The following is a 21,592-nucleotide window of genomic DNA, read 5'->3' as shown; positions in this document are numbered from 1 at the left end:
ATATTATACTGAACCCAGTACTGATTTCTTTTGGATAAAAATCAACTGGGGAGAGTGCTGTATGCCTGCGAATTTATGGGATCAAGCGAAAGCCAAAGAATTGAAGCAAGGACTGGACGAACTGGTATACCGCTCCAATCTGCTCGGAACCGACCGCTCCGTTGCGAACTGGGGCGGCGGCAACACGTCGATGAAGACGACGGTAACCGATTTCAGAGGCCGTGAGGTCGAGGTAATGTGGGTCAAGGGAAGCGGTTCTGACCTGGCGACGATGAAAGCCGGCAATTTCACCGGCCTGCGCATGGAGGACATTCGCCCGCTGATCGAGCGCGAAGCGATGACGGACGAGGAGATGGTCGCCTATTTGGCGCACTGCATGATCGACAGCAAGCATCCGCGTGCGTCGATCGAGACGCTGCTGCACGCGTTTTTGCCGTTCAAGCATGTCGACCATACGCATCCGGACGCGATCATCAGCCTGTGCTGCGCGGACAACGGCCGGGAGCTGGCCAAAGAAATTTACGGCGACCGCTTCGTCTGGGTTCCGTACGTGCGCCCGGGCTTCACGCTGTCGAAAATGATCGCCGAAGGCGTCCGCAGCAATCCGAACGCCGAGCTCGTCCTGATGGAGAAGCACGGTCTGGTCACTTGGGGCGAGACGTCGGAGGAATGCTATCGCAAGACGCTGGCCATCATCCAGGAGGCCGAGGACTTCATTGAAGCCCGCGTGAACAACGATACGCTGTACGGCGGTCCGAAGCACGAGGCGCTGCCGGAGGAAGAGCGGCGCGCTTTGCTGGCTCAGCTGTTGCCGATCGTGCGCGGCGAAGTGGGCAAGGAGAAGCGGATGATCGTCACTTACGACGACGCGCCCGACGTGCTGCAATTCGTCGGCAGCCGCGACGCCGCCGAGTTGTCCCAGGTCGGCGCAGCCTGCCCGGACCACCTCGTTCATACGAAGATGAAGCCGCTGTTTGTCGATTGGGACCCGTCTTCCCGCGACGCGGACGCGCTTGTCGAAGCGGTGAAGAACGGCATCGCCGCTTACAAGGAGGACTACCGCGCTTACTTCGAGCGCAACAAGAACGAAGGCGACCAGATGTTCGAAGCGGCTCCGCGCGTCATTCTGATCCCGGGGATCGGCATGATCAACACCGGCAAGTCGCATGCGATGTCCCGCGTCAGCGGCGCCCTGTATCATCGGGCGATTGCCGTTATGCGCGGCGCAACGAGCCTCGGAAAGTTCGTCTCGCTCAGCGAGAACGAGTCCTACAACGTGGAATATTGGCCGCTGGAGCTGTATAAGCTGACGCTCGCTCCGGCGGAAGCGGAGTTTTCCCGTCAGGTCGCCTTCATTACCGGCGGCGCCGGCGGCATCGGCAGCGCGGCCACCCGCCAGCTGCTGAAAGAGGGCGCGCACGTCGTCATCGCCGACCTGAACATCGAGGGCGCGGAGAAGCTGGCGGCTGAATTGAACGCCCAGTACGGCGACAACCGTGTGCTGGCCGTGAAGATCGACGTGACGAGCGAGGAGCAGGTACAGCAGGCGTACAAGGAAACGGTGCTGGCCTACGGCGGCGTCGACATCGTCGTCAACAACGCCGGCCTGGCCACGTCGAGCCCGTTCGACGAGACGTCGCTTAAGGAATGGAACCTGAACATGAACGTGCTCGGAACAGGCTACTTCCTGGTGGCCAGAGAAGCGTTCAAGCTGATGAAGCGGCAAGGCACAGGCGGCAGCATGATTTTCATCGGCTCGAAGAACTCCGTCTATGCCGGCAAGAACGCTTCGGCGTACAGCACCGCCAAGGCGGCCGAGGTGCATCTGGCGCGCTGCATCGCGGCCGAAGGCGGCGAATACGGCATTCGCGTCAACTCCGTGCTGCCGGACGCGATTTTGCAGGGCTCCGCGATCTGGAACTCCAGCTGGCGCAACGAGCGCGCAGCCGCTTACGGCATCGAGCCGGATCAGCTGGAAGAATATTACCGCAAGCGCACGACGCTGCTGGTCAACGTGTTCCCGCAGGATATCGCCGAGGCGATCGCTTTCTTCGCTTCGTCCAAAGCGGCGAAAACGACCGGCTGCATGCTGACCGTGGACGGCGGAGTGCCGGCCGCGTTCACCCGATAAGATAAGCGCGCGTTAATCGCGGTCAGACGGGTGTTGCGCCTGTCTGACCGGCCAGCGCTTCCTAAGTTTATAGCTGCGAGGAGGAACGACCGATGAGCGTAGCGAAAGGACATACATTGTGGTTTATTCCCGACGGGTATATTCCGCCGACCAGCTCGGGGGAGCTGGAAAGTCACGAGTCGATCTGCGTGCTGAACTGCGGGCACGAGGACGCGGCGCTGTCCATCACCGTCTATTTTGAAGATCGCCCGCCGATAGAACGCATCGAAGCGGTTGTCCCCGGCCGGCGCACGATGCATATCCGCACGGCGGGGCTGTCCAAAGACGGCGAGCGCATTCCGAAGGGCGTGCCCTACGCCATGGAGGTCGAGAGCACGGTGCCGGTCATCGTCCAATACAGCCGGCTCGATTCGACCCAGGCAGCCAATGCGCTGATGTCGGTCATGGCCTATCCATATCCAAACGAGACGAAAGGGTGAACGAACATGACATTGTTCGACCGGGCTTATGCGCTGTTCGAGGAGCAGCAGCGGGCGAGAGGCATTGATCTGGAGCAGGTGAAAGCGAAACTGAAAGCGCTCAAAGTGGAGACGCCTTCCTGGGGCTACGGCGATTCCGGCACCCGCTTCAAGGTGTTCCAGCAGGCGGGCGTTCCGCGCAATCCGTTCGAGAAATTCGAGGATGCGGCGCAGGTGCACAAGCTGACGGGGATTTGCCCGTCGGTGGCGATTCATATTCCGTGGGACAAAGTGGACGATTACGCTCAGCTTAAAAAGCATGCGGCCGACCTCGGCGTCAGCATCGGCGCGGTGAATCCTAACCTGTTCCAGGAGGACGAGTACATCTTCGGCAGCGTGACCAATTCGAATCCGGCGGTGCGCCGCAAGGCAACGGAGCATCTGCTCGAATGCGTGGAGATCGCCAAAACCGTCGGCTCCGACGTGCTGAGCCTGTGGTTTGCCGACGGCTCCAATTACCCGGGGCAGGTCGACATCCGCAAGCGCAAGGCGTGGATGTACGAGGCGCTGAGCGAGATGTACCAAGCCATGACGCCGCAAATGCGGATGCTGATCGAATACAAGTTTTTCGAGCCGGCGTTCTATCATACGGATTTGGCGGATTGGGGCATGGCCTTCAACATGGCGAACAAGCTCGGCCCGCAGGCGGAGGTGCTGGTCGATACCGGCCATCACGCGCAGGGGACGAACGTCGAGCATATCGTCGCTTACCTGCTGGATGAGAAGAAGCTTGGCGGCTTCCATTTCAACAGCCGCAAATATGCGGACGACGATATGATCGTAGGCTCCCACAATCCGTACGAGCTTTTCCTGATCTTCTATCAAATTCTCGATGCGGCGGCGGACGAGGACAGCGGCGTCCGGAAGACGGCGGAAAATATCGCCTACATGATCGACCAAAGCCATAACATCGAGCCGAAAATTCCGGCGATGATCCGCTCCGTGCTGAATGTGCAGACCCAGTACGCCAAGGCGCTGCTGATCAACCGCGACCAGGTGCGCGAGGCCCAGGAACGCCAGGACGTGCTGGATGCCGAGAATGCGGTGCGCGAAGCGTACGAGATCGACGTCACGCCGCTCTTGCTCGCCGTCCGCGAGGAAATGGGCGTGCCGGCCGATCCGATGAAGGCATACAAGGAAAGCGGATATGCAGACAGCATTCTGCCCCGCGGCAAGGGCGGTGCCAGCTGGTGAGCAGCCGGACCGCCTGCGTGCTCGCCTTCGATCTCGGAGCGTCCAGCGGACGCGCGATGATCGGCGAGCTGACGGACAGGGAGGGCGGCGCCCTCCCGCGCCTTGAGCTTAAGGAAATTCACCGCTTCCCGAACGATCCGGTGCAGGTCGGCAAGCACTTGCACTGGGATATTTTGCGGCTGCTGCACGAGGTCAAGCAGGGCATTCTGAAAGCCCGTCAGCAGGGCTATGATGTTCAGAGCCTGGCGATCGATTCGTGGGCGGTCGATTTCGGCCTGATCGGCAGAGACGGGCAACTGCTCGGCAATCCGTATCATTACCGCGACCACCATACCGACGGCGTGATGGAACAGGTGACAGGCCGGCTCGGGAAGGAGCGCATTTTCTCTTCCACCGGCATTCAGTTTTTGCCGTTCAATACGATCTATCAGCTGGCGGCGCTGAAGCAAGCCGGTTCGGAGGCGCTGCGGCAGGCCGACAAATTGCTGATGATTCCGGATCTGCTGCGCTATTTTCTGACCGGAGAGATGAAGAGCGAGTACACGAACGCTTCGACGACGCAGCTGCTTCAGGCGACCAGCGGGAAGTGGGACGAGGGGCTGCTGGAGGCGCTCGGCATCCCGGCCGGGCTGCTGCTGCCGCCGACCGCTTCGGGCACGCAGGTCGGAAGATTGACGCCCGAGGTGTGCGCGGAGCTCGGCGTTCCGCCGATTCCCGTCATCGCCGTCGGCGAGCACGATACCGCTTCGGCGGTCGTCGCCGTTCCCGCGTCCGACGCCGATTTCGCCTATCTCAGCTGCGGCACCTGGTCCCTGCTCGGCACCGAGCTTCCACACCCGGTGCTGACGGACCAAGCGCTCACCTGGAACTTTACGAACGAAGGCGGCGTGTACGGCACGTTCCGGCTGCTTAAGAACATCATGGGCTTATGGATCGTTCAGGAATGCCGCAGAGCCTGGGAGAAGGCGGGCCAGGCGGTCACGTTCCCGGAGCTGGTCAAGGCTGCGGAGCAGGCGGAGCCGTTCCGCTCGTTCATCGACCCGGACGACGACCGCTTCCTGAACCCGCAGGACATGCCGGAGCAGGTGCGCGAGTACTGCGCCCGCACCGGGCAGCCGGTACCGGACTCCATGGGCGAGGTCATCCGCTGCGTGCTGGAAAGCCTGGCGCTCAAATACCGCGCCGTGCTGGAGAAGACGGAGCAGCTGGCCGGCAAGCGGTTCGCCGGTCTGCATATGGTCGGAGGCGGCATTCACAACGAGCTGCTCTGCCGCATGACGGCCAGCGCTCTCGGGCGTCCCGTGTGGGCCGGACCGGCGGAGGGTAGTGCGCTCGGCAATGTTGTTGTACAATATATTGCGTTGGGCTTGATCACCGATCTGCGGGAAGCGCGAGCCATTATTCGCGAATCGTTCCCGCTGAACACCTATGAGCCGTCGGCGGCCGCCGAATGGAACGCCGCATACGAACGGTTCAAGACGCTGTTATCGTGAAGCTTTGACAGCGGTCATCGGCATCTAACATGTTGAAATCGAGGCGGGAAAGGAATGGGCTAACGTCATGCTGGCTGCGGAAAGATGGCACAAAATCGTACAGTTAGTCAACGAGCGGGGCAGTATCCGCGTCACCGAGCTTAGCGAGCTGTGCGAGGTAACCGAGGAGACGATCCGAAGGGATCTCGACCGGCTGGAAAGCGAGGGGAAGCTGCTGCGCAGCCACGGCGGCGCAGTCAGCATACAGACGGAGCAAACCGTCGAGACGCCGTATCGGGAGCGGGAGACCGCATATCCTGAAGAGAAGCGGAAGATCGCCAGCGAAGCGGTTCGCTTCATCCAGGAGAACGACCGGATTATTCTCGACGCCAGCTCGACGGCCTGGTATATGGCGCAGCGCATCCCCGACATCCCGCTGACGGTGCTTACGAATTCGATCAAGGTAGCGGTGGAGCTCAGCGCGAAGGAGAAGATCCAGGTCATCTCCACCGGCGGTCTGCTGTCTCCCCGGTCGCTATCGTATGTCGGCCCGCTGGCGGAGCGGTCGCTCAGCACGTATCACGTCGATAAAGCGTTCCTCTCCTGCAAAGGGCTGCATGCGGACAAAGGACTCAGCGAGTCCAACGAGCTGCAGGCCTTGATCAAGCAGGCGATGATCGGCATCTCCGACGAGGTGTTCGTGCTGGCCGACTCCAGCAAGGTCGGGCAGCAATCGTTCGCCCGGGTCACCGGGTGGGAGCGGGTGAACTGCCTGATTACGGACGATAAAGCGGACCGCGAAGCGCTGGCGGCCATCCGCGAGCGTGCGGTGCAAGTGATCCAGGTTTGATGAAACAGATTGGCAGCCATTAAAGCGAGCGATTCTTCGTCTTCTGCGGGAGCGGGGAATCGCTTTTTTAACGTTGCTAGAAAGTTTAACTTCGCTAAAGCATTAAAGCGAAGTGCGACTTTCTGTACCAAGAAAAACTACCTCTAAATCGCGGTCGCTCATCCTTGAAAGGACGTCGATAGTCGTTTTTCTTATCGTGCCGCGCGGAGCGAAATCATCCCGCGTCCCATTTGACCGGCTCCACATCGCCCGTCTAGCGCAAGGAACGGAGGGCAGGGAGCATGCTCCCCGCCCTCCGTCACCGTGGCGATGGAGGCTTATTTTGTGCGCTGGCGCGGCCCTGATAGCTCATCGGCTGCCCGAGCAAGCCGTTTGGCCGAAGCTTCCTCATGCCGGCTTAAAGCTGCTGGCAGCGGGGGCCCATGGCGGCCAAAGCCTCGGGCAGCGGGGGCCCATGGCGGCCAAAGCCTCGGGCAGCAGGGGCCCGTGGCGGCCAAAGCCTCGGGCAGCGGCAGTCTCCTGCAGCTTAAGCCGCTGGAGCGGCGGCCTTGGTCGGCTTAAAGCCGCTGGGCCGCTGGCTACTGGCGGCCTATGGCGGCGCAAATCCGACGCCGCTGCCGCGCGCTTAAGGTCGCAGGCAGCGGCAGCCGCTACTGCACCGGGTTGCCTCCGGTAGTCTGCAGCCACTGCTCCCGGCTCCATTGCAGTTGGCCGGCTCCGGCTCCTTCGCCGGAGGTGAGTCTTGCGGACAGCGTTTCCGGCTGGGCGACGGCATAGCTGTAAGGCAGGGTCGCAAAGCCGTTCCAGGAGAACGGCAGGGCCGGCGCCGGTCCAGGGGAAAGCGGGCTTCCGGGCGAATCGCTGCTGCCCTTGAAGCTGCTTCCGTCCATGGAATAGAGCGTGTTCACGGCTTTGATCTTCCCGGTATATTGAGACTTGGACGGGTCCTTCTGATTGTTGCGCAGCGGGTACTTGATATCGACAAAGCTGGAGCCCTCGATCAGCACCGCGCCGTTCTCGGTCGAGATCGCCCCGTTGCTGGTGACGCCGAATTTGTAGCCCTTGGCGGAGAGCGCGCTCTTCATGCTCGGCGTCAGGAGAGCGGCGGCGGCATGGGCCTGCGAGCTGTCGGCAACGATATTGTACACATGGGCATTGCCCCCGCGCAGGCGCGGCAGACGGTCCATCACATCCTTGTAATAGTTATGGTGCAGCGTAATCGTCAGCTCGCTGTTATCGGCGGCCAGCTCGTTTGCGCCGACCAGATGCCCTTTCTTCTGCCCGGCGGATATGGCGATAATATCCTGCGTTGTCAGCCCCAGCCCGCGCAGGTAATTGTACATCGGGTAGGCGCTGCGGTTGGCCTCAAGGGCATGAATCTGCTGCGCCACCCAGCCGTCCGCGCTGCCGTCGTCGCCGCGGAACAGCGACCAGGAGATCGTCACTCCCTTCGTTCCCTTCTTGGAGTCCACCACGCCGTCGTACGCCTTATTGAAGGTGCAGTGGTCGATCCAGATGTTGCTGGATGATTCCAGCGTAATATAGTCCCAATCCTTCTCGTCGTAATCGCCCTTGGACAGCTCATCCCATTCCCACAGCTCGTCGAATTCGAGGTTGCGGATGATGATATTATTGCTGCGCTTGATGACAAAAGCGGCATGCTTGATCTTGGCGCCATGGCGCGAGAAAATCGTCAGCCCGTCAAAGCCGTCCAGCTCAATTTTGCTGACGCCGCTGGCAAGCAGTACGGGATGGGAGCTGGGGGCGTTATGTTGGCGGAAAGGAGCGGTTCGGGCCGCCGGGCTGATCTCGTTCCATCCCAGATCGAGATCGTTCATGATTTCCACCACTTTGACAGGCGATTTGCGTTTTAGCGCGGCGCCCAGCTGCTCGGCGGTATAGACCTTGGCGTAGGCCGGATCGCTCTCGGAGAGAACGCCTCCTCCGGTTGTGCCGGCGGACGCGAAGCCCGTCAGATCATATTCGCGCAGCGTCGCTCGGCTGCCTGCAGCCGCGCTGGGGCTCTCGCTCAGCGCGGCGCCGGGATAGGGCACAGCGCCGAAAAGCTTCGCTACGGCCGCTGCCGCAAGCGGCGCCACGCCGGCGCTGCCGCTTGGGAAGCGCGCGCCGATATCCGTGCCGGCCGGCGTGCCGGCGCCCTTCAGGCTGCTGCTGTCGGCCAGCTGCAGGAAGCCGCCGATGACAGGCGCGCCGTCGGCGCTGCGGCTAATGCTTGGCGTCAGACTGATAAAATCGGCTGCCGTTACCTTCAAGTTTTTGGCGTTTACGCTGCCTTTCTTATTGTGCCACCACAGGTTGGAGCCGTCGATATCCGTGCTGGTGGCGTACTTGTCGCTGGACGAGGCCTGGAAGGACAAGTTGTTGGCGAACAGATGCGTTCCTTTGTCAAACGCAAAATTGCTGCCCGAACGGGTGCCGTTATTCCAGCTCGTATTGTTCGTCATTCGGATGGAGCCGGGATTGCTGTTATAGGTGAAGCCGTGCTTTTTGTTGCCGAAGGCAATATTGTTCTCGATAATATGGTTGACCGGAATATTGGAGCCGCCCAGCTTGAAGCCGTTGCCGTCGCTGTTGGAGGTGGAGTGGCCCGCTTCGGTCGAACCGTTGTTATACGCGATGCTGTTGCGAATAATGACGGGACCGATCGCGCCCGTATCGCTCTTGGTGTACAGATCCCAGCCGTCGTCGACATTGTAGGCGGCGATGCAGCCGTCGAACACATTGCCCGGCCCGGACGTCAGCTTGGCGGCGAAGCCGTCGGCATCCTCGCCATTGTCCGGATCGTAGTTGTTGTGGGAATAGACGTTGATAATCTCGTTGTAGCTGGGCCACTCGTCCCGCGTAGCGGTGGACGCGTACCGGGAAATTTGCAGGCCGCTGTCCCGGTTATGGTGCGTCTCTACGTTTTCGATCCGGTTGTAGCTGCCGCCGATAAAGATGCCGTTATCCCCGGCTTCCTTGACCTCGATGCCTTGGATATGCCAGTAATTGCCGTTGATCTGCAGGCCGCGGTTCATCGGATCGAACGCCTGCGCAGAGAAGTCCAGCACGGGCTTCTCGCCGTTGTAGCCCATAATCCGCTTGCGCGCTCCGTCCTGCCCGTTGTTGCCACGCTCGATCCGCACCGTCTCGCTGTAGCTGTAGGTGCCTCCCCGCATGTAGATCGTACGGCCAGGCTGAATGCGGGTGATGGCGGCCGTCAAGGTGGTCGGCTGCTCCAGGGTGCCGGGGTTTCCGTCCTGCCCGTTCGGGGCTACAATCAGATCGCCCGGTGCAGGCTCCGGCGAGCCCGGATGGGGATTTGTGCCCGGGTCCGTGCCTGGGTCCGTACCCGGCGCGCTGCCGCTGTAGACGCTCAGATTGTCGATATATTGGCTGATCGCCGGACTGTTCTGGGAGTAGATTTTAAGGCGCTGCACCTGCCCTGCGCTAGCCGAGGCAAAGTCGACCTGCTCCAGCGTCAGCACGCCGTTGACGTACGTATCGACCTTTTTCGTATCGGTATTGATCACAATTTTGAATTGATACCAGGTGTCTGTGGCAAAATCGGTAATGAGCCGGTGATGCGTCCCGCGAACGGACTGGGCGAGATGCCGACCGCCGTCCCGGGTCTGAAGCTCGACGATCGTTGTTGAGGAAGACTCCGAAGTTGAGGAAAAAATTTTCATCGGGCGAAGCGAGCTTGCCCGTGCGTTTCCTTCGTGATACCAGTCGAATTGGACGGTTACGATGCCGGTCAGCGGCTGATCCAAATTGCGAATGAGCTGTGTCTGGGTCTTGGAAGAACGGTCTTCGATGTAGAGGGCCTGGCCGCTGCGCTTGGGAGCGGGCGCTACCGTGACCCGGTTATCCGCGGTAGGCGGGTTAGGAGAGACGATGTAGCCGCTGGGCGGCTGTCCGCTAGGCGCGGAATCAAAATCATCCTGCAGAGCGTACGAGTTGTTAGCGTTTACAATACTGGCCGGTCCAAAAGGCAGCGGCGCGCCTGTCAGAACCAGCAGCAAGCATAGCAGCAGAGACAGTAGGGCCGTCCTTCGCTTTCTCCTTCCCTTCCTCAGAGGAGGCGTCTCTTCCGTCTTTCGCATCAGCATTCCAAATCATCCTTTCTCTATAATGTATAGCGCTTTCAATTCGTGTATACCGATGCTCCGGGAGATGTTTTCAACGAAAGCGCACCTCGAATTTACAAAAATTCCAGAATTACCGCAATAATCATTGTCTCACATATCGGGGAATTGGCCCTGGAGCCGGAACGGAATGGCTGCTGTAAAGGCATCGGACAGAAAAAAATAAAAAAACATATTGCAAACGGATTCAAACATAGCTATAATTACTACAAAGGTAGTGATGTTATAATTCGTTTCTAGTTATTTACTACAATTATAACATCATGATCTTTTGCAATATAACAATATGTTTTGCGAAAGAGAAGGGAAATTTCTACCACGAGAGACGAAAGGGTGTAAGCAAACGTATGAAGAAGCTTGTCAATTCGGCGTCGTTTGTCGTGATTCTGGCCATGATGGCGGCAGGCTGCGGCGCGAATTCAGGGAGCGCGGGCAATGGGGCGGAAAGCAGTAACGGCGGCGGCAGCGGAGAGAAGCAAACGACGATCAACTTCATTCACTGGCGCGGCGAAGACGTGAAAATCTTCGACCAGCTGATTGAGGATTTCGAGAAAGCCAATCCCGACATCAAGGTGGAGATGAACGTATTTCCTTCCGAGCAGTACCTTGCCAATCTTCAGACGAAGCTGATGGACGGCAAATACGGCGATGTGTTCGCCTCGTATCCGGGCGCACAGTTCGAAACGCTGTCGAAAGCCGGTCTTTATGAAGATTTGACCGGTTCCGAATACATTGCCGCATACAGCGCATCGCTTATTGAGGCAGGCCAGAAAGACGGCAAGCAGTATGCGCTTCCCTATCAGCTTGTGTACAACCAGCCGGTGTACAACAAAGGGATTTTCGAGAAACTCGGGTTAACCCTTCCGCAAGACTGGGATGAGTTCCTGGCGCTGAATGAGAAGCTGAAGCAAAACGGCTACATTCCGATCGCTTTCCCGGGCGCCGACATCGGGCCAGGCCAATTCATCAACTCGATGATGATGAATAACAACACGGATGAGCAAATCTGGGCGAAGGTGGAGAAGGGCGAGGCCAAGCTGACCGACGAATGGTTTGTGAAGACGCTTTCCCAAATCAAGGAGCTGGCCGATAAAGGCTATTTCCAGAAAGACTCGCTTGGCACGAACAAAGATATCGCGGGTTCGTTGTTCGCGCAGGAAAAAGCGGCGATGCTCGCTACAGGCTCCTACATGATGGCCGGCATCAAGGAGCAAAATCCGAATATCAGCCAAGGCTTGCTTGCCCCGATCACGGTAAGCCGGGACAAAGCGGTCTACGAGGGGATTCATACGACCACGTTCATGCTTGGCATCAATGCGAAGTCGAGCAAGAAGGAAGCCGCGGAGAAATTCATTGCCTTCCTGAGCGATAAAGCGGTTGCCGAACGGTACGCGAATGGAACCGGCCAGCTAGTCACCATCAAGGATGTCCAGTACTCGACGCCGGAGCTGCAGGAATCGGCGGTGTGGGTCGACAAGAAGACGCGTTTCCAGCCGCGGTACCTGATATCCGACGCCAAAATCGAGAAAGCGGTTACTACCTCCGTTCAGGCGGTCGTATCGGGGATGGACCCGGCCAAAGCCGCTGCGGATGCGCAGAAGATCGTCGATCAAAATGTGAAGAAGCAATAGCTTACTTAAGCGGGGCGCTTCAGCGCCCCTCCCACGATAGAACCGGAGGGCAGCTATGAAGCAGAGTAAAACGCTTTATCTTTTTATCATCCCGGGCTTGTTTCTGTATCTCTTGTTCTTCGTCTATCCCACGGTCAACGGACTGATTCTGTCCTTCACCGATTGGGACGGATTTTCTCCAAAAAATTGGATTGGGCTGGAAAATTACAAAAAGATGCTGGTAGATGACAGCATCTTCATGAAGGCGCTCACGAACAATCTGAAGTTCATGCTGGGCGTCGTCATTTTCCAGACATTGCTGTCGCTCGGTTTTTCCATATTGCTCGTCAAAAATTCAAAATCCAATATTTTCTTTCGGGCTCTGTACTTTTTCCCGACGATTCTGTCGTCGATCTCCGTCGCGTTCATCTGGGGCTTCATGTACAACCCGAATGTCGGCGTCGTTAACAATGTGCTGGGCCGCATCGGGCTCGAGGCGCTGGCGCAGAACTGGCTGGGCGATCCGGAGCTTGCGCTTTACTCGATCGTGTTCGTGCAAGTATGGGCGCATACGGGCCAAATGCTCGTCCTTTTCGTTGCCGGGCTGCAGTCGATTCCCGAGGAGCTGTACGAAGCGGTCTATCTGGACGGGGCGACCAAATGGCAAGCCTTCAAGCACGTCACCTGGCCCATGGTGACGCCGGCCGCGACGATCGTCGTCGCTTATACGACGATTCAGTCGTTCAAGGCGTTCGACCTTATTTTTGCGCTCACGGGCGGGGGGCCGGTCTATTCGACCGAGATTTTGTCCACTTATATTTACCATACCGCTTTCCAGAGCTCCGAATTCGGCTATGCCGCAGCGCAATCGATGGGCTTCATGCTGATTATTGCTATGATCACGTTCGGGCAGTTCAAGCTTCTTAAAGGAAATCGCGCTTCGTAGGCACGCGAACAGGCAGCATGAAAGGATGAAAGACCATGAATCATTTGAACAAGGACACCGCAGCAGGGAGGATGCTGAAGCAGACGGCGCTGATCGGCTTTGCGCTGCTGATTCTCGTGCCGGTGTCGATCGTCATCCTGGCCTCGTTCAAGCAAATGACCGACCTGTTCGAGAATCCGCTTGGTTGGCCGGAGACGTTCTCCTTGACGAATTACGTCCAGATGTTCAGCGAGCAGCATTTGGGCCGCTACTTTCTGAACAGCACGCTCGTTACCGTAACAACGATCGCCTGCATCCTGTTCTTCTCCAGCCTGCTGTCCTATGCGATCTATCGCTTCACCGGCTGGCTCGCGCTGGTGCTGTACGGGCTGTTCTCCGCAGGCATGATCGTGCCGCCGCAGGTGAATATGATTCCGATCTATTCGCTCGTCTCGGATCTCCATCTGACCGATTCGCTGATCGGCCTGATCGCGGTGTCCATCTCGGTCTTTATGCCGGTGTCCGTTTTTATTTTGTCCGGTTTCATGAAGTCGTTGCCCAAAGAAATGATCGAAGCGGCCGCCATCGACGGAGCCAGTGAATGGCGCACCTATGCGCAGATCGTATTGCCGATCTCCATGCCTTCCATCTCCGCCTCGGCGATCTTCCTGAGCGTGATGGTATGGAACGACCTGCTGTTCCCGCTGCTGCTCATCAACTCCGGCGACAAGAAGACGCTGCCGCTGGCGCTATTGCAGTTCCAGGGCGAGTTCATGACCAATTTTCCGTTGATTTTCGCCGGCGTCATCATCGCCTCCGCGCCGATGGTCATCGCCTATATCGCGCTGCAACGCTACTTTGTGGAAGGCGTTACGGCCGGATCGGTCAAAGGTTAATCAAGCAAACATCACAGTCATCCGGAGGGGATACCGAATGAAATATTTTTTGGACAGCGCCAAAATCGATGAAATTCGCTATGCGTATCAAAACTGGGCCATTGACGGCTTGACGACGAACCCGCGGCACATTCAGATGAGCGGCAAGCCATTCTTGACCGTGGTCGATGAGCTGGCTTCCGAATTTGCCGGCGTCAAAGGATTCCCGATCTCGCTCGAAATCAACCCGCACCTGGACGATGCGAAGGAAATGGCCGCCGAGGGCAAAAAGCTGGCGGCGAAATCCGCCAACTTCGTGATCAAAATTCCGTGTACGGAGGCCGGCCTGATCGCGGCGAAGGAGCTTGCGGCAGAAGGAATCAAGACGAATGTTACGCTGGTGTTCTCCGCTTCGCAAGCGATCCAGGCGGCCCGCAGCGGTGCGGCGTTCGTGTCGCCGTTCGTCGGCTGGAAGGAGAACAGCGGGGAGGAGACGGAAGCGTATATTGCCGATATCGCGAGCATCTACCTAACCTATGGCTTCAAGACCGAGATCATCGTCGCCGCTCTTCGCAACGGGGCCCAGATCGCCAAGGCGGCCAAGGCGGGCGCGCATATCGTCACTTGCGGATTCGACGTGTTTAGAAGCAGCTTCTATCATCCGTTTACGGATTACGGTCTGGATGTATTCCGCAAAGCATGGGACAATACGGTTGTCTGACAGCATAAGCGCTACGCGCGGGGGGAGGTCTCATCCTGTGGAAAACAACCGATTGCGGCGCATTCAGGCGCTCAATCCGCATATTCCGATCCATTCTGCCTTTGACGACGCGTTTCGCCCGTTTGGCCGCGTGCTCGCCGGGTTTGATTTTTCCGAACTGATCGGTCTGATGGAGCATAAAGATGTCCCGGCGGACGGCAATGTCTATGTCGCCTCCGATCCGGAGCTGGAGCACACGAGCGTGCGAACCGCTGTGCAAAATAACCTGTACGGCGCGATGGATATTCAGATCGGCTATTGCAACGGCCGGAATTCGACGCTGAACGGGCTCGAGTACCACAAATGCAGCGAAATCAATATTGCCGCGACCGATCTTGTGCTGCTTCTGGGCCGGGTGCAGGACATTCGCCGCAATCAATATGCGGCAGAGCAGGTGCTTGGCTTCTATTTGCCGCGGGGAACGGCCGTCGAGCTGTACCAGACGACACTGCATTTTGCGCCGTGCAAGCTGGCGGATGACGGGTTCAAATGTATCGTTATTTTGACCAGAGGAACGAATGAACCGCTGACCGGGCCGGTAGAGCGGGTGAGCGAAGAGGACGAGCTGCTCTTCATGCGCAATAAATGGCTGCTGGCTCATCCTGAGCGCAAGGCGCTGATCGAGCGGGGAGCCTATCCGGGCATTACGGGAAGCAATATTGAAATCCGCTATGACAGGCAAAACTGGAATGAGGAGTGAACGGAATGCGCGACGCTTTCGACCCGAACAAGCCGGCGATTGAACTTGCGCCCGACGGAGACGGCGGCTTCTCGCTCTGTCACCGCGGGCTTCTGCTGCTGAGGCACAGCAGGCAGTCGCCGATGCTCTTTGCCGGTTACGGCGAAGAAACGATAGAGATGTACCGGGGCAATTTTGACATTCGGGACTATGTGACCGAGCGTACTCCCCTTCGTCATGCCGAGATTCGCCCTTCGCAAGGAGCCGCCGCGAAAGTGGCCTTCTCCTATGCTGCCGGCGGTCCGGTTTATCTCGAGCTCGCGTTCCGCGAAGAGGACGGCAAACTGAGGATCGATTTTGCCCAGGGCGAATCGACTCCGCTCAACCGCATCTGGCTTCGCGTTCAAGCCGGCCGGGAGGAGAAGGTGTACGGCTGCGGGGAGCAGATGTCGCATTTCAATCTGCGGGGCAAGCATTTTCCGCTGTGGACCTCGGAGCCCGGCGTTGGCCGAAACAAGAAGACGTATGTCACATGGATGTCCGATGTCAACGACAAGGCGGGCGGCGACTATTATACGACCAACTATCCGCAGCCAACGTATATTTCAAGCAGAAAATATTACTGCCATGTGCAAACGACGGCTTATGCGGACTTTGATTTTCGCCATGACCGCTTCCACGAGCTGCAGATTTGGGACGTGCCGGAATACGTGCTGATTGACGCGGCGCAGACGTTCCTCGAGCTGGCCGAGAAAATATCGGCGCAGTTCGGCCGCCAGCCGGAGCTTCCGGAGTGGGTCTACAACGGCATTTGGCTCGGCATTCAAGGCGGCACGGAGGTTGCCGAGACAAAGCTGGAACGGGCGCTGGCCGCAGGTCTCGCTGTCGGAGGCGTATGGTGTCAGGATTGGCAGGGCAAAAGAATTACCTCCTTCGGCAAGCGGCTCATGTGGAATTGGCGCTGGAACCCGGAGGAGTACCCGCATCTCGATACGAAGCTGCAGGAGTGGAAGGCCAGGGGAATCCGCTTCCTCGGCTATATCAATCCGTATGTGGCGGTCGAAGGAGATTTGTACCGGACGGCCAAGGTCAACAACTATTTGGCGCGGAATGAAAGCGGCGATGTCTACCTCGTAGACTTCGGCGAATTCGACTGCGGCGTGGTCGATTTTACGAATCCCGCGGCGGCAAAGTGGTACAAGAGCGTGATCAAGGAGAATTTGATCGGCTTCGGTCTGGACGGCTGGATGGCCGATTTCGGAGAGTATTTGCCGACCGATGTCGTGCTGCATAACGGCGTATTGGCGAAGCTCATGCATAACGCATGGCCGGTGCTGTGGGCGAAGGTCAACTACGAGGCCGTCAGCGAAGCGGGCAAGCTGGGCGAGATCGTCTACTTTATGCGGGCCGGCTACTCCGGGATTCAACGGTACTGCACCCTGCTTTGGGCCGGCGATCAGAGCGTCGACTGGACGCTGGACGACGGGCTGGCCTCGGTTATCCCTGCGGCACTCTCCGCCGGGATGCTGGGCAATGGACTGCATCACAGCGATATCGGCGGTTATACGAGTCTGTACGGCAACAAACGAAGCAAGGAGCTGTTCATGCGCTGGGCCGAGCTGGCCGCGTTCACGCCGGTGATGCGGACGCATGAAGGCAACCGTCCGGACGACTGCTGGCAGTTCGACAGCGACGATGAGACGCTGGAGCATCTGGCGCGGATGACCCGCGTATACGTCAAGCTCGCTCCATATACGAAGGAGCTGGTGCGCGTCAATGCGGAGAAGGGGATTCCGGTTCAACGGCCTCTCTTCATGCACTACGAAGCGGATGCCGTCTGCTACGATATTCAGTACCAATACATGTACGGTCCCGACCTGCTGGTCGCCCCGGTCTATTCTCCGCAGCGGGAGACATGGAAGGTGTATTTGCCGCCGGATGAATGGGTGCATTTGTGGTCGGAGCGAAGCTATGCGGGTGGCGGCTATGTCGAAGTGGAGTCGCCCTTGGGCTGTCCGCCGGTATTTTATCGCTCAGGCAGCGCCTATGCGGAGCTGTTCCGGACAGCGGCAAGGGCTGCGGGCAAAATGTGAATGTTTTTCAATAAAACATCGTAATGTATTAAAATTTATAGCGATCTATGGTTAAATAGAAGGAGAAGGATGTGAGCCTCGTGATTGCGACAACGATCTTGTATTTGCCGATCGGCCGCAAAACTTTCGATCTTGCGGCAGGCGAAGAGGTGCGGGCAGCGTCGTCGGCATGGCTAAGCCGCGTCTGCGAGCAGGTGATTGAGCCGGATGCGATTTTGACTTCCGTTGACGAGCTTGCCGCTTTCCTCCGGACGATTGACGCGTCGTCCGTCGATGCCGTGCTGTATCAAAGCGTCACTTTCGCCGACGGCGAGTTTGTGCGCCGCGCGCTGGAGGACGTCGAGGCCCCGTATATCGTCTGGTCTGTCCGGGAGCCGAGCACCCGCGGCCGGCTGCGGCTTAACTCGCTGACCGGCGGCAACAGCACGTGCAATGTGCTCCGCAACTTAAGGCATCCGTTCTCGTTCGTCTTCGGCAACCCGTCGGAAGAGGAGCTGCAGAACAGTCTCGTTCAGCAGTTCGGCGTCAACCGCCTTCTCCGCAAGCTGCGGGAGCTGACGATCGGCGTCATTGGCGAGCATCCGCCGGGCTTCTTCTTCTCCGATGCGGATGAATCGCTGCTGGCCCGGACGTTCGGCGTGCGGCTGCACAAGTTCGATCTGGAGCGGGCGTTTCGGGAGTGCGCACGGCTGCCGGAGAGCGAGTATACGGCCGCTATGGAGCGTGCCGAGCGGCAGGTCGCCGGATTGAACCGGTCGGACGAGACGGTGAGGAAATTCGCCCAGTTTTACACGTATGTGAGGAAGCAGATTGAAGCGGAACGCGTTCGGGCGATCGCCGTGCGCTGCTGGCCGGAATTTTTCACCGAGCTCGGGGCGGCGGCTTGCTCGACGCTGTCGCAGTTCACTGAAGACGGCGTGATGTCCTCGTGCGAATCCGACATCCACGGAGCGCTGTCCATGGTCATTCTCCACGAATTGAGCGGCGGAGCCGCACCGTATTTGGGCGATCTCGTCCATGTGGATGAAAGCCGCAATTCGGTGGTGTTCTGGCACTGCGGCGCAGGGGCGTATTCGCTGGCGCATCCGGCGACAGGGGCCCGCGCGGGCGTGCACCCGAACCGGAAGCTCGGCTTCGCGATGGACTTCGGCCTGAAGCCCGGCGGAGTGACGATCTTTCGCGTCAGCTGCGGACCGGACGGCTACCGCCTTCTCGTGATGAAAGGCGAGGCGCTTGATTCGCCGCAGTCGTTCCATGGAACTTCTGTCGAAGTCAGGCTGCCATCCGATGTGCGGACGACGCTGACCCGATTAATGCACGAAGGATTCGAGCCCCACTTCGCGCTTGTCTATGCGGATGTTTCCGACGCGCTGGTCGAGCTCGGCCGGAGGTTAGGCATCCAGACGATGGTGCTCGCTTAAGTGAAAGGATGAACAACTCATGCGTAAAATCGCCGTAGGGCAAGCCGGCGGACCTACTGCCGTATTTAATGCCAGCCTGGTCGGCCTGATGGAATCCCTGTACGAGGATGCCACGCTTTTCACCGTGACGAACGGTTACCAGGGACTCGTTCAGGATGACATGGAACAGGTCGACGGCGCTCTTTATGAATGGGTGCGCAGGCATCGCCGGGTTCCCGGCGCCTGCCTCGGCTCGGGCCGCTATCCGTTTACGCCGGAGCGGATGGCCAGGGCGGTAGCCAACCTGCAGAAGCGGGATATTCATACGCTTGTCCTCATCGGCGGCAACGGAACGATGGCAGGTCTGCAGCGGATGAGCGAGATCGCCCGCTCCATGAATTACGAGCTGCAGGTGGTCGGAATTCCGAAGACGGTGGACAACGATTTGGCCGGCACCGACCATGCGCCCGGCTTTGCCAGCGCTGCCCGGTACGCGGCGATGTCCGTGCGCGATATCGCCAAGGATCTTGAGGCGATGCGCAATTTCGAGCAGGTGCGGATCATCGAGACGATGGGCCGCAACGCCGGTTGGCTGGCGCTTGCTTCCGGATATTTGAAGGCGTCGGAGCTGGACGGCCCGCACTTCATCTATTTGCCGGAAGTGAAGGTGAGCAGGGAGCAGTTCCTGACGAACGTGCGCGATTGCGTCCGCGAGCTCGGCATGGCGACCGTCGTCGTCAGCGAAGGCTTTGCCTTCAGCGGCTCGAACGTGGTGATGCGCGGCGTCGTCCACAACCGCGCCGTGCTCGGCGGCATCGCGGCGGAGATGGGACGGCTCGTTCGCGACGAGCTCGGGCTTATCGCCAGATGGGAGAACATGGGCATGAACCAGCGCAGCTGCTGCGCCGCCGTGTCGGCCCAAGACCGGCTCGAGGCTTACGAGGTTGGCAAGAAGGCGGCCGAGTATGTAAGAGACGGCCGCTCCGGCGTCATGGTCAGTATTCAAAGAACGGAAGCGATCGGATATAATTATGAATTAATCGATAAGCCGGTCGAAGAGGTGGCCCAAGCCGGCGAACGGCTGCTGCCGCATGATTTTATAGAGAATCGCACCAAGTTCTACTCCTGGCTCGAGCCCATCATCGGAGAGGACATGGTGAAGTATCCGCCGATGAGGAGAGTGAAGCAGGCATGACGACATCCTCGTTTCAACCCGAAGCCGTCGATCCGAGCAAGAACGTATCGCTTTACATTCAGGTCAAGAACGAACTGGTCAAAAACATCATGAACCAGACATGGCGCCCGCATACGCTGATACCGACGGAAACGGAGCTCATGGAGATGTTCGATGTCAGCCGCACGACGATTCGCCAGGCGATCTCGATGCTTGTGCAGGAGGGGCTGCTGGAGAAGCGGCAAGGCAAAGGGACCATCGTGCTGCCGATGAAGCTCGTCGGCGATCTCGGCAGGCTGCGCGGATTTGCCGAGGAAGTGATCGAGCGGGGCATGGTGCCGCGTTCCGAACTGATCCGAGCCGAATTTATCCCTGCGCTCAACTATGAGAAGTCGGTGCTTCAACTGCCGGATAACGAATCGCCGCTGCTGATCGAGCGCATCCGCTTTGCCAACGATATGCCGATTGCGGTCGAGCGCAGCTGCTGGCCGGAGAAGGTCGGGCGCATTCTGATGAAGCACGATTTGAATTCGGCGAAATATTACGAAATTTTGGAACAGAACGGCATTTATTTGAAGAATGCCAAGGAGAAAATATCGGCGATCAACGCGACGATTCACGAAGCGGATTTGCTCGGCATCCGCGCCGGAGAGGCGCTGCTGGAGATGACAAGGCTCAGCTACGGCATCGACGGGAATCCGCTCGAATTCACGAAGACGAAATTCAGAAGCGATCAATACAGCTACGATATCGAGCTTACACGATAGACGCCTATGACGATCGCTTCCTTCGTCATCGGTCGTCACCTGCGGTGTTGAAAAATTTGCCTAAGGACTTCGCCAAATTTTCAAGATGGGATGGAGAGGAAAACATGCCGTTTATTTCGGGGAAAGAGCTGCTGGATAAAGCATGGCAGAACGGCTATGCGGTAGGCGCATTCAGCGCCCACAACGCCGAGACGATTCAAGCGATTGTTATGGCCGCGGAAGCCGAGCAGGCGCCGGTCATGATTCAAGTCGGGCAACGGGCCATCCAATACATGGGCCTTGAGCCGATGAAAGCGATGATCGATATTTTTGCCAAAACGGCAACCGTGCCGGTATGCATTCATCTCGACCACAGCCGTCAATATGAGCAAACGATGCAGGCGATCCGGCTCGGGTTCCAATCGGTCATGTTTGACGGTTCCGCGCTTCCGTTCGCCGACAACGCTGCGATAACGCGCAAAGTCGTTGAAGCGTCCCGCGCGCTCGGCGTCGGCTCGGAAGGCGAAATCGGCAAGATCGGCGGCACCGAGGACGACATTACGGTCGCGGAAGAGGACGCGATGATTACGTCCGTTCAGGAGGCGATCCAATTCGTCGATGCGACCGATGTCGATTATTTGGCCGTATCGATCGGAACGGCGCACGGCATATACAAAAAAACGCCGAAGCTGGCGTTCGGGCGGCTTCAGGAGATCGCCGCGGCGGTGCGCCGCCCCATCGTCCTGCACGGCGGCTCGGATGTGCCCGACGATCAGATCCGCCAGGCGGTGAAGCTGGGCGTAGCGAAGATCAACGTAGATACGGAGCTTCGCCAATCGTTCACGCTCGGCATGCTGGAGGTGCTGAATCAGGATCAGGAAGAGTACCACTTGTCCGTCACGCTTGGCCGCGGGCGCGAGTGGACGATGCGGAAGGTGCAGGAGAAGATCCGGGTTTTCGGAAGCGCCGGTAAAGCCAGAGACTTCGTTTAGGAAAAAAAACGTCGCGATATCATAT

General features: G+C 58.6%; 16 protein-coding genes and 1 pseudogene. 15 read left to right on the top strand and 2 right to left on the bottom strand.

Annotation, left to right across the window (positions count from 1 at the left end):
- Positions 1–61: 61 nt before the first annotated feature.
- The 5 genes from F591_RS0114955 to F591_RS0114935 all read left to right on the top strand — a co-directional run bounded on the left by F591_RS0114955 (position 62) and on the right by F591_RS0114935 (position 6,165).
- Positions 62–2,131 carry a bifunctional rhamnulose-1-phosphate aldolase/short-chain dehydrogenase gene (locus tag F591_RS0114955; RefSeq protein ID WP_019535431.1) on the top strand — a complete coding sequence of 690 codons (2,070 nt, stop codon included), beginning with the start codon at positions 62–64 and terminating at the stop codon, positions 2,129–2,131.
- Positions 2,132–2,223: 92 nt separating this feature from the next.
- A complete protein-coding gene (locus tag F591_RS0114950) occupies positions 2,224–2,610 on the top strand; it encodes a sensory rhodopsin transducer (protein WP_019535430.1) in 387 nt (128 codons plus the stop codon).
- 12 nt (positions 2,611–2,622) lie between these two features.
- Positions 2,623–3,843, top strand: coding sequence for an L-rhamnose isomerase (gene rhaI, locus F591_RS0114945; protein ID WP_026326638.1), 1,221 nt, complete (start codon positions 2,623–2,625; stop codon positions 3,841–3,843).
- Positions 3,840–5,336 carry a rhamnulokinase gene (gene rhaB / locus F591_RS0114940; protein ID WP_019535428.1) on the top strand — a complete coding sequence of 499 codons (1,497 nt, stop codon included), beginning with the start codon at positions 3,840–3,842 and terminating at the stop codon, positions 5,334–5,336. Before rhaI ends, rhaB begins: the two co-directional genes overlap by 4 nt.
- A 67-nt stretch (positions 5,337–5,403) precedes the next feature.
- Positions 5,404–6,165, top strand: coding sequence for a DeoR/GlpR family DNA-binding transcription regulator (locus F591_RS0114935; protein ID WP_019535427.1), 762 nt, complete (start codon positions 5,404–5,406; stop codon positions 6,163–6,165).
- A gap of 650 nt (positions 6,166–6,815) precedes the next feature.
- Here F591_RS0114935 and F591_RS0114930 read toward each other — a convergent pair.
- Both F591_RS0114930 and F591_RS33565 read right to left on the bottom strand, forming a co-directional pair.
- Entirely contained in the window at positions 6,816–8,219 is a 1,404-nt protein-coding gene (locus F591_RS0114930) for a pectate lyase family protein (protein ID WP_156829585.1), read from the bottom strand.
- A 390-nt stretch (positions 8,220–8,609) separates the two neighbouring features.
- Positions 8,610–9,203, bottom strand: a pseudogene (locus F591_RS33565) (right-handed parallel beta-helix repeat-containing protein); the annotation flags it as partial.
- A 1,457-nt stretch (positions 9,204–10,660) separates the two neighbouring features.
- Here F591_RS33565 and F591_RS0114920 point away from each other — a divergent pair.
- From F591_RS0114920 to F591_RS0114875, 10 genes are all read left to right on the top strand, one after another.
- On the top strand, positions 10,661–11,944 hold the full coding sequence (locus tag F591_RS0114920; protein WP_019535425.1) for an ABC transporter substrate-binding protein: 1,284 nt from the start codon (positions 10,661–10,663) through the stop codon (positions 11,942–11,944).
- Positions 11,945–11,999: 55 nt separating this feature from the next.
- Positions 12,000–12,869 (top strand): carbohydrate ABC transporter permease, encoded by an 870-nt coding sequence (locus F591_RS0114915; RefSeq protein WP_019535424.1) that lies wholly within the window; start codon positions 12,000–12,002, stop codon positions 12,867–12,869.
- Between the two features lie 35 nt (positions 12,870–12,904).
- The gene (locus F591_RS0114910; protein WP_019535423.1) at positions 12,905–13,744 is read left to right on the top strand and encodes a carbohydrate ABC transporter permease; all 840 of its coding nucleotides are present in this window, start codon (positions 12,905–12,907) and stop codon (positions 13,742–13,744) included.
- Positions 13,745–13,781: 37 nt separating this feature from the next.
- Positions 13,782–14,444 (top strand): transaldolase family protein, encoded by a 663-nt coding sequence (locus F591_RS0114905; RefSeq protein ID WP_019535422.1) that lies wholly within the window; start codon positions 13,782–13,784, stop codon positions 14,442–14,444.
- A gap of 37 nt (positions 14,445–14,481) precedes the next feature.
- A complete protein-coding gene (locus F591_RS0114900) occupies positions 14,482–15,183 on the top strand; it encodes a DUF4867 family protein (RefSeq protein ID WP_019535421.1) in 702 nt (233 codons plus the stop codon).
- A 5-nt stretch (positions 15,184–15,188) separates the two neighbouring features.
- Positions 15,189–17,255: an alpha-glucosidase gene (locus tag F591_RS0114895; protein ID WP_019535420.1), complete on the top strand. Its 2,067-nt coding sequence runs from the start codon at positions 15,189–15,191 to the stop codon at positions 17,253–17,255.
- A 71-nt stretch (positions 17,256–17,326) separates the two neighbouring features.
- A complete protein-coding gene (gene sftI, locus F591_RS0114890) occupies positions 17,327–18,676 on the top strand; it encodes a sulfoquinovose isomerase (protein ID WP_019535419.1) in 1,350 nt (449 codons plus the stop codon).
- Between the two features lie 19 nt (positions 18,677–18,695).
- Complete coding sequence (locus tag F591_RS0114885; protein WP_019535418.1) at positions 18,696–19,850, top strand: diphosphate--fructose-6-phosphate 1-phosphotransferase; 1,155 nt, start codon at positions 18,696–18,698, stop codon at positions 19,848–19,850.
- On the top strand, positions 19,847–20,596 hold the full coding sequence (locus F591_RS33300) for a GntR family transcriptional regulator (RefSeq protein ID WP_019535417.1): 750 nt from the start codon (positions 19,847–19,849) through the stop codon (positions 20,594–20,596). Before F591_RS0114885 ends, F591_RS33300 begins: the two co-directional genes overlap by 4 nt.
- Before the next feature lie 104 nt (positions 20,597–20,700).
- Positions 20,701–21,567, top strand: coding sequence for a class II fructose-bisphosphate aldolase (locus F591_RS0114875; protein WP_019535416.1), 867 nt, complete (start codon positions 20,701–20,703; stop codon positions 21,565–21,567).
- Positions 21,568–21,592: the final 25 nt, after the last annotated feature.

Origin of the sequence: Paenibacillus ginsengihumi DSM 21568 (assembly GCF_000380965.1) — a bacterium.
Taxonomy (GTDB): Bacteria; Bacillota; Bacilli; order Paenibacillales; family NBRC-103111; genus Paenibacillus_G; species Paenibacillus_G ginsengihumi.
Note: the sequence above shows the minus strand (reverse complement) of the source record. Positions and strands in the feature narration are given on the sequence as shown.

What these genes read in the sequence shown, in the direction of transcription:
- F591_RS0114935 (WP_019535427.1), top strand. Translation starts at nt 5,404, where the DNA reads ATGCTGGCTGCGGAAAGATGGCACAAAATCGTACAGTTAGTCAACGAG.
- F591_RS0114955 (WP_019535431.1), top strand. Translation starts at nt 62, where the DNA reads ATGCCTGCGAATTTATGGGATCAAGCGAAAGCCAAAGAATTGAAGCAA.
- F591_RS0114915 (WP_019535424.1), top strand. Translation starts at nt 12,000, where the DNA reads ATGAAGCAGAGTAAAACGCTTTATCTTTTTATCATCCCGGGCTTGTTT.
- F591_RS0114905 (WP_019535422.1), top strand. Translation starts at nt 13,782, where the DNA reads ATGAAATATTTTTTGGACAGCGCCAAAATCGATGAAATTCGCTATGCG.
- F591_RS0114920 (WP_019535425.1), top strand. Translation starts at nt 10,661, where the DNA reads ATGAAGAAGCTTGTCAATTCGGCGTCGTTTGTCGTGATTCTGGCCATG.
- F591_RS0114885 (WP_019535418.1), top strand. Translation starts at nt 18,696, where the DNA reads ATGCGTAAAATCGCCGTAGGGCAAGCCGGCGGACCTACTGCCGTATTT.
- F591_RS0114875 (WP_019535416.1), top strand. Translation starts at nt 20,701, where the DNA reads ATGCCGTTTATTTCGGGGAAAGAGCTGCTGGATAAAGCATGGCAGAAC.
- F591_RS0114895 (WP_019535420.1), top strand. Translation starts at nt 15,189, where the DNA reads ATGCGCGACGCTTTCGACCCGAACAAGCCGGCGATTGAACTTGCGCCC.
- F591_RS33300 (WP_019535417.1), top strand. Translation starts at nt 19,847, where the DNA reads ATGACGACATCCTCGTTTCAACCCGAAGCCGTCGATCCGAGCAAGAAC.
- F591_RS0114950 (WP_019535430.1), top strand. Translation starts at nt 2,224, where the DNA reads ATGAGCGTAGCGAAAGGACATACATTGTGGTTTATTCCCGACGGGTAT.
- F591_RS0114910 (WP_019535423.1), top strand. Translation starts at nt 12,905, where the DNA reads ATGAATCATTTGAACAAGGACACCGCAGCAGGGAGGATGCTGAAGCAG.